Genomic DNA, 13019 nt, shown 5'->3' on the forward strand with positions numbered 1-13019 from the left:
TGTGGCGGTGGGCCGGCCGGTGACCGGCCCACCGCGGGGTCACTGCCCGTCGAGCTGGGGCTGGGTCTCGCGGAGCCAGCGCCACTCGGCGACCCGGGGGTCGTCCTCGCCGTACCGGCGGGTGTGGTCGCGGCACGCCTGCCGGGTGTCGACCATCTCCTGCCGCAGGTGGGCGGCGCGGGCGGCCAGGCCGGGCACCCGGTCGATGACGTCGATGACCAGGTGGAAGCGGTCCAGGTCGTTGAGCATCACCATGTCGAACGGCGTGGTGGTGGTGCCCTCCTCCTTGTAGCCGCGTACGTGCAGGTTGGCGTGGTTGGCCCGCCGGTAGGTGAGCCGGTGGATCAGCCACGGGTAACCGTGGTAGGCGAAGATGATCGGCTTGTCGCGGGTGAAGATGGTGTCGAACTCGTTGTCCGGCAGGCCGTGCGGGTGCTCCGAGGACGGCTGGAGCCGCATCAGGTCGACCACGTTGACGACCCGCACCCTCAGCTCGGGCAGCCGCTGGCGGAGCAGGTCGGCGGCGGCGAGGGTCTCCAGCGTCGGCACGTCACCGGCGCAGGCGAGCACCACGTCCGGCTCCTGGCCGTCGTCGGTGCTGGCCCAGTCCCAGATGCCCAGGCCGCGCCGGCAGTGCTGGACCGCCTCGTCCATGGTCAGCCAGTTCGGCGCGGGCTGCTTGCCGGCCACCACCACGTTGATGTAGTGCCGGCTGCGCAGGCAGTGGTCCATGGTGGAGAGCAGGGTGTTGCCGTCCGGCGGCAGGTAGACCCGGACCACCTCGGCCTTCTTGTTGACCACGTGGTCGATGAAGCCCGGGTCCTGGTGCGAGAAGCCGTTGTGGTCCTGCCGCCACACGTGGCTGGAGAGCAGGTAGTTCAGCGAGGCGATCGGCTCCCGCCAGGGGATGCCCCGGGTCACCTTCAACCACTTGGCGTGCTGGTTGACCATGGAGTCGACGATGTGGATGAACGCCTCGTAGCTGGTGAAGATGCCGTGCCGGCCGGTCAGCAGGTAGCCCTCCAGCCAGCCCTCGCAGAGGTGTTCGGAGAGCACCTCCATCACCCGGCCGTCGGGGGAGAGGTGGTCGTCGGTGGGCTCGATCCGGCCGTCGAAGGACCGGTCGGTGACCTCGAACGCGGCACCGAGCCGGTTGGAGGCGACCTCGTCCGGGCCGAACAGCCGGAAGGTCTGCGGGTTGGCGGTGATCACGTCGCGGACCCAGGTGCCGAGCACCCCGGCCGCGCCGACCACCGGTTCACCCGGCTGCTTGACGTCGACGGCGTAGTCGCGGAAGTCCGGCAGGGTCAGGTCGCGCAGCACCCGCCCGCCGTTGGTGACCGGGTTGGCGCTCATCCGGTGCTCACCCTTCGGCGGCAGCGCGGTCAGCTCGGCGACCGGGGCGCCGGTGGCGTCGAAGAGTTCCTCCGGCCGGTAGCTGCGCAGCCAGCGCTCCAGCTCGGCCAGGTGCGCCGGGTTGTCGCGTACCTCGGCGATGGGCACCTGGTGGGCGCGGAAGGTCCCCTCGACCTGCTTGCCGTCGACCCGGGCCGGGCCGGTCCAGCCCTTGGGGGTGCGCAGGATGATCATCGGCCAGCGGGAGCGCTCGACGTGGCCGCCGGAGCGGGCCACCCGCTGGATCTCGGCGATCTCGTCGCAGGCCCGGTCCAGGGTGGCCGCGAGGAGCTGGTGCACCTGCTCCGGGTCGTCCCCGGCGACCAGGTACGGCTGGTAGCCGTGGCCGCGCATCTGGTCGAGCAGGTCCTCGGTGGGGATCCGGTCCAGCACCGTCGGGTTGGCGATCTTGTAGCCGTTGAGGTGCAGGATCGGCAGCACCGCGCCGTCGCGGGCCGGGTTGAGGAAGACGGTGGACTGCCAGCTGCCCGCCAGCGGGCCGGTCTCCGCCTCCCCGTCGCCGATGACGCAGGCGACCAGCAGGTCCGGGTTGTCGAACGCGGCGCCGTAGGCGTGGCTCAGGGCGTACCCCAGCTCGCCGCCCTCGTGGATCGAACCCGGCACCTCCGGTGCCACGTGGCTCGGGATGCCGCCGGGGAAGGAGAACTGGCGGAACAGCCGCTGCATGCCGGTCTCGTCGCGGCTGACCGAGTGGTACAGCTCGCTGTAGGTGCCCTCCAGCCAGGTGTTCGCCACCAGGGCCGGGCCGCCGTGGCCGGGGCCGGTGACGAAGATGGCCGACAGGTCACGGTTGACGATGACCCGGTTGAGGTGGGCGTAGAGCAGGTTCAGGCCGGGGCTGGTGCCCCAGTGACCGAGCAGCCGGGGCTTGACGTGCTCGGGGGCGAGCGGCTCGCGCAGCAGCGGGTTGTCGAGCAGGTAGATCTGCCCGACGGTCAGGTAGTTCGCCGCCCGCCAGTAGGCGTCCAGCCGGCGCAGCTCGTCGTCGGTCAGGGGGCTGTGCAGGTCGAGAGCGGTGTCCATGCTGCCAAAGCCTCTCGCGGGTCGGGGAGTTCTGCACCCGGAAGCGCCGATTCGCCCCGGGCAGACCCAGTCTTCGCGTTCGCCCGGTCACCGGTCAGGGCCGTTGGTCCCGGCCGCTGGGGACGTCATGCCCCGGCCGGCACGGCGGAAACCAGTCCACGGACGACGATGACCGGAGCCGGCGCGTGGTAGAGCAGGGTCTGGCTCACCTCGCCCAGCATCCCCCGTCCCGGCTGGTCGCCCCGCGCGCCGACCAGCGCCACCTGCGCCGAGCGGGACTGCTCCACCAGGACGGTGCCGGGGTCGCCGCGTACGGTGTGGCACTCCGCCGGCACCCGCGGGTGCTGCCGGCCGACCTCGGCGACCAGCGTGCCGAGCACGTCGTCGCCGCCGTCGGGTCGTCCCGGCTCGACGGCCCGGACCGCGATGACCCGGGCCTGCCGGCGGGCCGCGCAGCCGAAGGCGAAGTCGAGCGCGGCCCGGGAGCTGGCTGAGCCGTCCACCCCGACCAGCACCGGACCCGGGGGCGGTGGGTCGCGGCGGACCACCAGCACCGGGCAGCCGGCGCGGGCGGCGAGCTGCACGGCGGGGGCGTCGGCCGGTACGCAGCCGCCGCAGCCGGCCATCCCGCCGTCCCCGATGGCCACCAGGAACGCCGTCCCGGAGCGGCGGATCAGGGCTTCGACCGGCGCCCCCTCGACGATCTCGCCGTTGACCGGTACCGCCGGTTCGACCTCGTTGGCGGCCGTGGCGGCGTGGGCGATCAGCTCCTCGGCGGCGTCCCGGCTGCCGGCCACCGACGGGCCGGTGAGGGCGGCCTCCCAGTTGAAGGCGTGCAGCAGGGCCAGGCCCCGGCCGTGCGCGGCGGCCTCCCGGGCGGCCAGCCGGACCACCGCGAGGTCGTCCGGTGCCGGCCCGACCCCGACCACCACCGGCCCGCCCGTGGACCCGGTCATCCGGTTCACCTCCCGGCACGCCCCACGCCGTCCCCACCGACGCTAGTCGCGGCGGGCGGGCGGTGGGGCCGGATCAGTCGGACGGGTGCCCGCCGGTCGCCGGGTGGACGCGCAGCACGACGGCGGTGGCGTTGTCGCTGCCGCCCTCGGCCAGGCTGGCGGCGAGCAGGCCGCGTACCGCCCGGGTCGGGTCCGGTTCGGCGAGCAGGTCCCGCAGGCGGTGGTAGTCGAGCTGGTCGCTGATTCCGTCGGTGCACAGCAGCCAGGTGTCGCCGGGGCGCAGTGGCACCCCGAGGAGGTCCGGGTCCGGCCGGTCGGGGTGGCCGAGGTAGCGCAGCAGCTGGTAGCGGGCGCGGGCGGCCTCCCGGGAGTTCGCCGGCCACCAGCCGTGCAGCACCCCGAGCCAGGCCATCGTGTGGTCCACGGTCACCAGCTCCAGCAGCCCGTCGCGCAGCCGGTAGGCCCGGGAGTCGCCGAGCTGGACGATCCAGGCCAGCTCGCCGTCGGGCTGGGCGAGCATGGCGGTGAGGGTGCAGCCGGCCAGCTCGTCGATGGCGGCACCGGCCCGGCGTACCCGGATCTGGGCCTCGGTGACCGCGGCGCGCAGCTCGCGCGGGCCGACGGCGGGCCAGCCGGCGCGGACCAGTTCGTGCAGGGTGTCGCGGGCGGTGGTGCCGGCGACGCGGCTGCCCTCGCCCTCGCCCATGCCGTCGACGACCACCGCGAACGGCAGGTCGGGGTCGACGTGCAGGGCGTCGAAGTTGGCCGAGTAGCGGTGGCCGGCCACGGTGCCGCCGGCGACCTCCCACTCGACCCGGCCGACGGGCAGCCGGCGGGCCGCCTCGACGGGCTGGTCGGCGGTGCGGCGACGGAACACCAGCGGACCGTAGCACCGCCGCCGGCCAGGTTCGGGCCGCCCGGCGTCGTGTCGGGTACGCGACGGTATCGTCAACTCAGGTTGACGCCCGGGGAGTGTCAACGTAAATTGACAGCATGAGTCAGGCGACGGAACTCGCGGCGGCCGCCGGCAGCACCGACCCCCGGGTCGGCCTGCGCGCCGTGCGTGCCCTGCGCCGGCTCCTCGAACGGCTGGAGGTGGTCCAGGTGGACAACGCCCGACGACAGGGCTGGTCCTGGCAGGAGATCGCCGACGCGCTCGAGGTCAGCCGGCAGGCGGTCCACAAGAAGCACGCCGGGCGACCGGCGGTACCCGGCACCGGGGAGGCATGATGTTCGAACGGTTCACCGACCGCGCCCGCGCGGTCGTCCACCACGCGGTCGAGCAGGCCCAGGCCGACGGGCGGGGACCCGTCGGCACCGAGCACCTGCTGCTCGCCGTCCTGGCCGACGGCGACGGGCTCGCCTGCCAGGTGCTCACCGCCGCCGGCCTCGACGCCGACGACCTGCGCGCCCGGATCAGGCGGCACACCGGCGACGGCGGGACGGGGCTCGGCGAGGCCGACGCCGCCGCGCTGCGCGAGATCGGCATCGACCTCGCGGCCATCGTCGCCCGGATCGAGGACACCTTCGGCCCGGACGCCCTGCGCGCCGCCGTCCCGGCCCCCCGCCGCCGGTGGCGGCTGCGCCGGCCGCTCGGCGGGCCGCTCTCCCCGCGCTCCCGCACCGCACTGGAGTTGGCGCTGCGCGAGGCGCTGCGGCTGCGCCACCGGCACATCGGCACCGAACACCTCCTGCTCGGCGTGCTCCGCGAGGGCGGCGGCCTGGGCGCGACGGTGCTCACCGAGGCCGGCGCGGACCTCGACGACCTGCGCCGACGGGTCGAGTCGGCACTGCGGACGGCGGCCTGACCGGCCCACCCACCCCCGGCCCGGCTCAAACCTGTTTGCGGTCAACGCAACGTCGGTCGTCGCCGGGTCGCTGACCGGGCCGGGGTGCTGCACACTGACGCCGTGGACGAGCAGAAGCGTACGGTGACCGGCGGTGACCGCCCCCCGCGCTCGGCGGTGGTGGTCAACCCGACGAAGGTGGCCGATCTCGACGAGTTCCGCGCGACCGTGGACGAGGCCCTCGCCGCCGCCGGCTGGCCCGCCCCCACCTGGTACGAGACCACCGCCGAGGACCCCGGCCGGGGCCAGACCGAGCAGGCCGTCGCCGCCGGTGCCGAACTGGTCTTCGCCTGCGGCGGCGACGGCACGGTGATGGCCTGCGTCACCGCGCTCGCCGGCACCGACGTGGAACTCGCCGTGCTGCCGCAGGGCACCGGCAACCTGCTCGCCGCCAACCTCGGGCTCTCCAACGACCTCGCCGCCGGCCTCCAGGTGGCCGTCGAGCGCGGACGACGCCGGCTCGACGTCGGCGTCGTCGACGACCGGTGCTTCGCGGTGATGGCCGGGATGGGCTTCGACGCGCAGATGCTGGCGGACACCTCCGAGACCACCAAGGCCCGGATCGGCTGGCCCGCGTACGTGGTGGGGGCCGCGAAACACCTGCGGGACCGGCCGATGCGGGTCACCATCCGCATCGACGACCGGCCGCCGATGCGTCGCCGGGCCCGCTCCGTGCTGATCGCCAACGTCGGGCGGCTCCAGGGTGGGGTGCGCCTGCTCACCGAGGCCGAGCCCGACGACGGCTGGCTCGACGTCGCCGTGCTCACCCCGCGTACGCTGCGGCACTGGCTCACCATGGGCTGGGCCCTGGTCCGCCGGCAGGGCAGCGTCCCGCAGATGGAGGTCCAGCGGGCCCGCAAGGTCGTCATCACCAGCAACCGGGCCCAGCCCCGGCAGCTCGACGGCGACCTGATCGCCCCGGGGCGGACCCTGACCGCCGAGATCAGACCCGAGTCGCTGTGGCTCTGCGTGCCGCGTCCGGCCCGCGACCCCGACCTGGCGTACGACGCCGACGCGGCGGCGCGGCGGGGCGAGAAGCTGGTCGAGGAAGCCCGCCGTGAGTAGCACGAGACTCGTCCCCGAGACGCGGTTGATGGCGTCGGACGAACTCTCCGCCGACGACGCCTGGCGTACGCTGCGCCGCCACGGCGGCTGGCAGCTCATGCGGGACGCGTTCATCCGGTTCCGCTACGGCGACGGGTTCAGCCACTCCCGGGCCTTCGCCCTGCAACTCTGCCTCGCCGTCGTACCGTTCCTGATCGCCCTCACCGGCCTGATCAGCGACCTCGGCGTCGAGGAGGGCGGCCGGGTGGTCGCCGACACCGTGCTGGCGCTGACCCCCGGGCAGAGCGAACAGGTGGTGCAGGACCTGCTCGGCGAGAGCGACCGCACCGAGAGCACCGGCGAACTGGCGCTGACCCTCGGCCTGATCACCGGCCTGGTCGCGTTGACCACCACGATGGCCCAGATCGAACGCGGCGCCAACCGGATCTACGGCGTGGAACGGGACCGTCCCGCGCTGTGGAAGTACCTGCGGGCGGCGGTGCTGGCCGTGGTCGCCGGCCTGCCCGCGCTGGCCGGGTTCCTGATCCTGGTCGGCGGCGGGGCGATGGGCGAGTCCGTGCAGCGCCACTACGAGTGGGGTGATCTCGCCGCCGGCCTCTGGGGGGTGGTGCGCTGGCCGCTGAGCCTCGTGCTGACCGTCGTCGCGGTGGCGGTGATCTTCCGGCACGCGCCCCGGCGCAAGCAGCCCGGCCTGTCCTGGCTCTTCTTCGGCGCCGGCATCGCCACCGCCCTGTGGTGGCTGGCCAGCCTGCTGCTCGCCGCGTACGTCAAGTTCGGCGGCGGGTTCGGCCAGACGTACGGGGCGTTGACCGGGATGATGGCGCTGCTGCTGTGGGCGAACCTCACCGGCATGGCGCTGTTCGGCGGGCTGTCCTTCGCCGCCCAGTTGGAGGCGATGCGGATCGGGGCCCCGGAGCCCGCCCAACCCGACCTGTGGGAGCCCGACGCCGAGCGGGGGGAACTGCTCGACACCGGTGACATGACCGCTCTCTGACCCCGCCACACCGGACGGGCGTGTACGCGGCGGCGGAATCGGGTACAGCGCGCCTCGCCACGTCGACGCAGGGAGGTGCGGGGTGACCGCGGTCAAGGAGTCAACGGCCCGACGGCCGCTCGGCCATTTCGCCGAACGGAGCGTCGTCGGCCTGCTGGCCGTGGCCGGCGCGGGGGTGGCCTTCGGGCTGCTGCTGATGCTCGTCCGGTTCAAGTGGAGCCCCATGTACCACGCCGACCACGAGGCGGCCGAGTGGTTCAACGGGCTCGTCGCCCCGCACCACGCGCTGGTCACCGTGCTCCAGGCGGTCACCGACCTGGGCGGGCGGCCGGTGCTGATCTGGCTGGTCACCATTGCCGTGGTCACCCTGCTGATCCGTCGCCAGTCCCGGCTGGCGGTCTACCTGATCGTCACCGGCGTGGGCGGGCTGATCCTCGACCCGTCGCTCAAGGCCCTGGTCGGCCGGCTCCGCCCGGTGGTCGACGTGCCGGTCGCCAGCGCCCCCGGCAACAGCTTCCCCAGCGGGCACGCGCTCGGCTCGTTCGTCGCGTACGGGGCGCTGCTGCTGGTCTTCCTGCCCGCCATGTCGCCCCGCTGGCGCAAGCCGGCGATCACCGTCGCCGCCGTGCTGGTGGCGCTGATCGGGTTGACCCGGATCGCGCTCGGCGTGCACTTCGTCTCCGACGTGATCGGCGGCTGGCTGCTCGGCGCGGCCTGGCTGGGCGTCACCGCGTACGCCTTCCGGCTGTGGCGGCGCGAGCGGGGCCGGCCGGTGCCGCCGCTGACCGAGGGGCTGGAGCCGGAGGCCGGCGACAAGATCACCCCCGCCCCCGCCGAGGAGCACGTGCTGGAGCACCCCCGCTCCGCCGTCGCCGAACTGCTGGTCGGCTGGGTGATCGTCTTCGGTGCCCTGTACGGCTTCGGCACCTACGTCAGCTACCACGCCAAGGGCACCGTCTTCGAGACCCTGGACACCGACGTGCCGCGCTGGTTCGCCGACCGGCACACCGACTTCCTCACCGAGCTGAGCTGGTGGTGGAGCAAGTTCGGCGACACCCACGCCATCCTGATCGTCTCGCTGGTCTTCTGCCCGCTGGTGCTGGCCATCTGGAAGCGGTGGCGGCCGGTGCTCTTCGTGGTGCTGGCCCTCTTCGGCGAGCTGAGCCTGTTCCTCGCCTCGGCCCGGGTGGTGGACCGGCCCCGTCCGGCGGTGGAGAACCTGGACGGGCAGATGCCCACCTCGTCCTTCCCGTCCGGGCACATCGCCGCGACCACCTGCCTCTGGCTGGTCATCGCGATCATCGTGTTCGTCCGCACCGACCGCTGGTGGCGGTGGCTCTTCGTGGCGCTGGCCGTGATCATGCCGGTCGGGGTGGCGACCTCCCGGATGTACCGGGGCATGCACCACCCGACGGACTTCATGGGCGCGCTGATCCTCAGCGGCCTGTGGATCGGCCTGCTCTACTGGGTGATCCGGCCCAACGCCGACGTCTACGAGGGCAACCGGCCCGAGATCGAGTCGGAGCAGGTCGACGAGCTGGACGACGAGCTGGCCAAGGCCGGCCGCCCCGGGTGAGCCGTCGACCGTGCTGCGGATGATGACCTGGAACATCAGGACCGGCGGCCGGGACCGTACCGGCCCGGACCGGCGGGACCTGGTGTGCCGGGTCGTCACCGCGCAGGCCCCCGACGTGCTGGCCGTGCAGGAGCTGCGCGGCTTCGACCGGCCGGGGGTGCTGGCCGGGTTCGCCGACCGGGTGGGGATGCGCCCGTACCTGGCCCGCAGCTGTTTCGGTCAGCCGGTGGCGGTGCTGGTCCGCCCGCCGTGGCGGACCCGTCACGCCGGGCCGGTCCGTCGGCCGTTGCACCACGCGGCGCAGCGGGTCGAGCTGGCCACCACCGCCGGGCCGCTGACCGTGTTCAGCGCCCACCTCGACCCGTACACCGGGCTGCGGCGGCGGATCGAGGCCGGCTGGCTCGCCGGGGCGGTGCGCCGCGCACCGGGGGAGTTGGCGCTGCTCGCCGGTGACCTGAACACCCTCGACCCGGGCACCGATCACACCGACCGGGTGGCCCGGCTGCCGGCGGCGTACCGGCGGCGGCACCTGCGCCGCGACGGGCGGACGGTGGACACCCGGGCGGTGGCCCGGCTGCTCGCCGCCGGCCTGGTCGACCTCTGGACCCGCACCGCCGCCCCGACCGACCCGGCCGACGCCGGCGGGTCGGCCGGGGCCGGGCTGACCGCGCCGACCCGGCACGGCGGCGGCGTCGAGTTCTCCGGCATGCGGCTGGACTACCTGCTCGGCACCCGGGCGCTCGCCGCCCGGCTGCGGGACTTCCAGGTGGTACGTGGCGGCGACACCGAGTACGCCTCCGACCACTACCCGGTCGTCGCCGACCTGGACCTCGACCCGGCCTGACCGGCCCACCCGGGAACCCGTGCAACCCTCTCCGGCCCCGCCGCCATCACTACGGTGACAGTGCCGGCGTCCGGGACGGGGAGTGGTCGATGCACGCGACGCGACGGCAGGAGTACGTCGACTTCGTGACGGCGGCGACACCGAAGCTGCGCCGCACCGCCTACCTGCTCACCGGGGGCGACGCCCACCGCGCCGGTGAACCGATGATCCACGACGACGAGACCCTGGTCCGGGAGATGCTGGCTCGGGCTGCCGCTCCCGGCCGTGGGCTCCGGGCCCGGTGCGGCGCGCAGGTGGAGCAGGGGCCCCGATCCAGGCCGGCCGTCGGACGGGGCGCGGCGAGCGCCCGCCGCAACGCGTCCGGGTCGGAGCGGGTCGGGTGCGGGTCGGGGCGGGGTACGACCCGCACCCGACCCGCCACGGCGGTCACAGCTCGCGGAGCCGGGGCAGTAGCTGCTCCTGCGCCCAGTCCAGGAACATCGGCTGGCTGTCCCCGCCGACCTGCACGATCGCCACGTGTGTGAAGCCGGCGTCGACGAAGGCGCGGAACGCCTCGACGTGCCGTTCGACGTCGGGGCCGCAGGGGATGCCCTCGGCGACGTCCTCCTCCCGGACGAACTGGGTGGCGGCGGCGAAGGCCTCCGGGTCGGGCAGGTCGGCGTTGACCTTCCAGCCGCTGCCGAACCAGCGGAACTGGTCGTGCACGATCTTGCGGCACTCGGCCTCGTCGGGGCCGTAGCAGATGGCCACCTGGCCGTAGCGGGGCTGCCCGGCGCCGCCCGCGTCGTCGTAGAGCTGGATGATCCGGGAGTCGGGTTCGGTGGCGACGATGCCGTCGGCGTACTCGGCGGCGAGGGTGGCCGACGACGGCCCGGACGCGGCGACGGCCATCGGTACGGGGTGTTCCGGCCGGTCCCAGACATAGGCGTCGGGGACGTCGAAGTGGTTGCCGGAGAAGGTCAGCGTTTCACCGTTGAGCAGCGGACGGATGATCTGGAGCGCCTCGGAGAACATCTCGTGCCGCTGCTGCACGTGCGGCCACCCGCCGACCACGTGTTCGTTGAGGTTCTCCCCGGCGCCGAGGCCGAGGGTGAACCGCCCGTCGGAGAGCACCCCGATGGTGCTGGCCTTCTGCGCCACCACTGCCGGGTGGTACCGGCGGATCGGGCAGGTCACGAAGGACATCAGCTCGGCCCGGCTGGTGGCGTGGGCGACCGCGCCGAGCACCGACCAGGCGTACGGGGAGTGGCCCTGCGCGTCGAGCCACGGATAGTAGTGGTCGGACATGACCAGCTGGTCGAAGCCGGCCGCCTCCGCCCGTACCGCGTGGTCGACCAACTTTTTCGGGCCGGTCTGTTCGCACATCAGGGTGTAGCCGACGCGGACCATCCTGGTTTCTCCTTCCGGGCGACGATCGTCACCGGATACCCCTGGCCGGTGCCGGTCAACCTCGGATGGGCGGCCGGGTCCCTCTTGACGGTGACGGGAGGGCCGTCTAAGGTCCGGCTTAACCGGTTCAGGCTGGTGGTGTCACATCCTGTGGTGGGGATGACCGCCCCCTGTGGCGGCTCACGGTCGGCGTGGGCCGCCACAGGGTCGGCGGAGACAGGCAGGCTACTTAACCGGTTGCCTTCCCGACCCGGTGGGCCTACGCTGGTCCGCACGCGGCCAGGGAGTCAGGCGGCGGCTGTCGGGCTACAGCCGAGCGCCACCGTCACCAGCATCGCCACCCCGCCAGGGCAACGGGGTCGACCCTTCCTGAGGAAACCCATGAAGAAGCGACTTTCCGTCGCCGGCGTCGCCCTGCTCACCGTCCTCGCCGCCGTGTTCGCCTTCGGCCAGCCGGCCCAGGCCGCGGCCGGTTTCACGGTCTCCGGTGGCAAGCTCTACGACGCCAACGGCAACGAGTTCATCATGCGGGGTGTCAACCACGCCCACACCTGGTACCCGCAGCAGACCACCTCCTTCGCCAACATCAAGGCGCTCGGTGCGAACACCGTCCGGGTGGTGCTGGCCAGCGGTGACCGCTGGACCAAGAACACCGCCGCCGACGTCAGCAACGTCATCTCGCTGTGCAAGGCCAACAAGCTGATCTGCGTGCTGGAGGTGCACGACACCACCGGGTACGGCGAGCAGGCCGGGGCGATCACCCTGGACCGGGCGGTCGACTACTGGCTGAGCATCGCCAGCGCCCTGCAGGGCCAGGAGCGGTACGTCATCGTCAACATCGGCAACGAGCCGTACGGCAACCAGGGCTACGGCACCTGGGCCACCGACAACGCCAACGCGATCAAGCGGCTGCGGGCCGGCGGCATCACCCACACGATCATGGTGGACGCCCCGAACTGGGGTCAGGACTGGTCGTTCACCATGCGCGACAACGCGGCCGGGGTGTTCGCCGCCGACCCGCAGAAGAACACGGTCTTCTCCATCCACATGTACGGCGTCTTCGACACCGCCGCCGAGATCAGCGACTACCTGGGCCGGTTCCGTACCGCCAAGCTGCCCATCGTGGTGGGTGAGTTCGGCTTCGACCACTCCGACGGCAACCCCGACGAGGACACCATCCTGTCGTACACCCAGGCCAACGGGATCGGCTACCTGGGCTGGTCGTGGAGCGGCAACGGCGGCGGCGTGGAGTACCTCGACATGACCACCAACTTCAACCCGGCCGCCCTGACCACCTGGGGCCAGCGGATCTTCAACGGGGCCAACGGCATCAAGGCGACGGCGAAGGAGGCGTCGGTCTACTCCGGCACCACCCCCACCACGCCGCCGACGACCCCGCCCACGACGCCCCCGACCACCCCGCCCACCACGCCTCCCACCACCCCGCCGACGACGACCCCGCCAGCGACCGGTGGCTGCACCGCGACGTACACGGTCATCGGTTCGTGGCAGGGCGGCTTCCAGGGTGAGGTGAAGGTGACCGCCGGCAGCGCGGCGATCAACGGCTGGACGACGAAGTGGACCTTCGCCAACGGCCAGACCGTCAGCCAGTCCTGGAACGCGACGCTGAGCAGCAGCGGCAGCACGGTGACCGCCCGCAACGTCGACTACAACGGCCGGCTCGGCGCCGGGGCCAGCACCGCCTTCGGCTTCATCGGCAGCTGGACCGGCAGCAACCCGGCTCCCACGGTGACCTGCACCGCGAGCTGACCATCCCCGCCCCACCGGTGGCCGGGCCCTCCGGGGCCCGGCCACCACCCGTGTGCTCCCCGCATCGGGGGCGATGTTGCGGTATCGACCGCTGGGGATACCGCAACATCGCCCCCGTTGAGTCGATCACCCCCGGGGC

General features: G+C 73.2%; 11 protein-coding genes. 7 read left to right on the top strand and 4 right to left on the bottom strand.

Annotation, left to right across the window (positions count from 1 at the left end):
• Positions 1–39 precede the first annotated feature (39 nt).
• The 3 genes from FJK98_RS08880 to FJK98_RS08890 all read right to left on the bottom strand — a co-directional run bounded on the left by FJK98_RS08880 (position 40) and on the right by FJK98_RS08890 (position 4272).
• Complete coding sequence (locus FJK98_RS08880; protein WP_145918588.1) at positions 40–2439, bottom strand: phosphoketolase; 2400 nt, start codon at positions 2437–2439, stop codon at positions 40–42.
• A gap of 125 nt (positions 2440–2564) precedes the next feature.
• Entirely contained in the window at positions 2565–3395 is an 831-nt protein-coding gene (locus tag FJK98_RS08885; protein ID WP_145918589.1) for a universal stress protein, read from the bottom strand.
• Positions 3396–3468: 73 nt separating this feature from the next.
• The gene (locus tag FJK98_RS08890) at positions 3469–4272 is read right to left on the bottom strand and encodes a PP2C family serine/threonine-protein phosphatase (RefSeq protein ID WP_145918590.1); all 804 of its coding nucleotides are present in this window, start codon (positions 4270–4272) and stop codon (positions 3469–3471) included.
• 116 nt (positions 4273–4388) lie between these two features.
• Here FJK98_RS08890 and FJK98_RS08895 point away from each other — a divergent pair, with 116 nt between their 5' ends.
• From FJK98_RS08895 to FJK98_RS08920, 6 genes are all read left to right on the top strand, one after another.
• Positions 4389–4625: an HTH domain-containing protein gene (locus FJK98_RS08895; protein WP_145918591.1), complete on the top strand. Its 237-nt coding sequence runs from the start codon at positions 4389–4391 to the stop codon at positions 4623–4625.
• Positions 4622–5203, top strand: coding sequence for a Clp protease N-terminal domain-containing protein (locus tag FJK98_RS08900; protein WP_240762703.1), 582 nt, complete (start codon positions 4622–4624; stop codon positions 5201–5203). Before FJK98_RS08895 ends, FJK98_RS08900 begins: the two co-directional genes overlap by 4 nt.
• A 102-nt stretch (positions 5204–5305) precedes the next feature.
• Positions 5306–6307, top strand: a complete 1002-nt coding sequence (locus FJK98_RS08905) for a diacylglycerol kinase family protein (RefSeq protein WP_145918592.1) — start codon at positions 5306–5308, stop codon at positions 6305–6307.
• A complete protein-coding gene (locus FJK98_RS08910; RefSeq protein ID WP_145918593.1) occupies positions 6300–7301 on the top strand; it encodes a YihY/virulence factor BrkB family protein in 1002 nt (333 codons plus the stop codon). Before FJK98_RS08905 ends, FJK98_RS08910 begins: the two co-directional genes overlap by 8 nt.
• 82 nt (positions 7302–7383) lie before the next feature.
• On the top strand, positions 7384–8877 hold the full coding sequence (locus FJK98_RS08915; RefSeq protein WP_145918594.1) for a phosphatase PAP2 family protein: 1494 nt from the start codon (positions 7384–7386) through the stop codon (positions 8875–8877).
• Between the two features lie 10 nt (positions 8878–8887).
• Complete coding sequence (locus FJK98_RS08920; RefSeq protein WP_145918595.1) at positions 8888–9721, top strand: endonuclease/exonuclease/phosphatase family protein; 834 nt, start codon at positions 8888–8890, stop codon at positions 9719–9721.
• Positions 9722–10147: 426 nt separating this feature from the next.
• On the opposite strand, the gene FJK98_RS08925 is transcribed toward FJK98_RS08920, so the two are convergent.
• Positions 10148–11110 (bottom strand): TIGR03557 family F420-dependent LLM class oxidoreductase, encoded by a 963-nt coding sequence (locus tag FJK98_RS08925; protein WP_145918596.1) that lies wholly within the window; start codon positions 11108–11110, stop codon positions 10148–10150.
• A gap of 381 nt (positions 11111–11491) precedes the next feature.
• Between FJK98_RS08925 and FJK98_RS08930 the strand changes: the two genes are divergently transcribed.
• On the top strand, positions 11492–12880 hold the full coding sequence (locus FJK98_RS08930; protein ID WP_145918597.1) for a cellulase family glycosylhydrolase: 1389 nt from the start codon (positions 11492–11494) through the stop codon (positions 12878–12880).
• The last annotated feature ends 139 nt before the right edge of the window (positions 12881–13019 follow it).

It is taken from the genome of Micromonospora sp. HM134 (assembly GCF_007833915.1).
Classification (GTDB): Bacteria; Actinomycetota; Actinomycetes; order Mycobacteriales; family Micromonosporaceae; genus Micromonospora; species Micromonospora wenchangensis.